Source organism: Kitasatospora sp. NPDC059747 (assembly GCF_042732955.1).
Lineage (GTDB): Bacteria > Actinomycetota > Actinomycetes > Streptomycetales > Streptomycetaceae > Kitasatospora.
Genome location: NZ_JBHWGV010000065.1, coordinates 13190 through 14274, shown reverse-complemented (window position 1 = coordinate 14274; position 1085 = coordinate 13190). Strand labels below are relative to the sequence as shown.

The window sequence follows — 1085 nt, the reverse complement described above, 5'->3', positions numbered from 1 at the left end:
GCCCCCCCCCCCCCTCGGGGTGGGCGGGGGGGTGCTTTGTTCGCGTGGGGGGGGGGGCGGGGGGGGGCCCCCCCCCCCCAGCCCGGATCATGGCCCGCCTCCAGCGAGATGCCGGGCGCAGGTACATGTCGGCTCCATGCAGAGACACACCAGCGCGAGGACACCGGACACCTCTCGGACGCCGCCCGGGCAGGCCCAGTGCGCATCCAGCTGGCACTCAGCGCTGACGTAGCGCCCGGCCCTGCCCACCTCGAAGCGGATCACGATGCCGGTCGACGCCGCCGACCGACGGGCGGCGGCGGTCACGACCAGGCCCCCGGGTCCGTCATGTTGAAGTCCTCCAGTTCCACCCAGACGACGACCCGGCCGGTGGCATCGGTGGAACCCCACTCGCAGCCCGACCGGAGGATGTCGAGCACCTCGGTCCACTGCGTGGACGAGGTATCAGCAGGCGCGGTCGTCGAGAGCCGAACGCGGCCCGCCCTCCCCTTGGTGATTCGCACGGGAGCCCCTGCCGCCTGGCAGAGAGACGCCTTGAGCAAGCTTGTGCGCATGCCGATCTCCATCGACGTTCCCCATATCGATACAGTGGAATCGTATCGATAGAGTAGCGCTGCCAGCGCTACGGTGTCAGCCGCAGCGAACGATTCGAAGCGAGGAGGTCCGAGGCGTGAGCGACACCCCCTCCTACCTGCAGGTCGCGGATGCCCTGCGTGGTCAATTGACCTCCCGGCGCCTTCAACCAGGCGATCGAATGCCGTCCATCAGTGCGCTCCAGCGCGAGCACAACGTCTCGACGGGCGTGATCCAGCGGGCCTACGCCCTGCTGATCGACGAGGGGCTCGTGCTCGCCCGCCCCGGGGCGGGCTACTACGTGAAGTCCCAGGAGCCACCGGCCGTTCTCGTCCGGCGCCAACGCGTGGCACCGGGCGACGGATCACCGACCGAGGCCGCCCTCGCCCGGCAAGGCGTGGTCGGCACCTGGCGGGGCCGGAGGGCGCCCCCGCGCGCCCCCCGCCCCCGCGCGCCGCGCGCGGGGGGGGAGCCGCCCGGGGCCGCGGGGTGTGGCAACCGCGCAAGGGCTG

At 72.4% G+C, this 1085-nt stretch carries 2 protein-coding genes; one reads left to right on the top strand and one right to left on the bottom strand.

What is annotated here, in order from left to right; genetic code table 11:
* Positions 1–302 precede the first annotated feature (302 nt).
* Positions 303–503 carry a hypothetical protein gene (locus tag ACFV4G_RS26180; RefSeq protein ID WP_380444430.1) on the bottom strand — a complete coding sequence of 67 codons (201 nt, stop codon included), beginning with the start codon at positions 501–503 and terminating at the stop codon, positions 303–305.
* Between the two features lie 167 nt (positions 504–670).
* Here ACFV4G_RS26180 and ACFV4G_RS26175 point away from each other — a divergent pair.
* A partial coding sequence (locus ACFV4G_RS26175; RefSeq protein WP_380444428.1) for a GntR family transcriptional regulator occupies positions 671–1085 on the top strand: 415 nt, incomplete at its 3' end.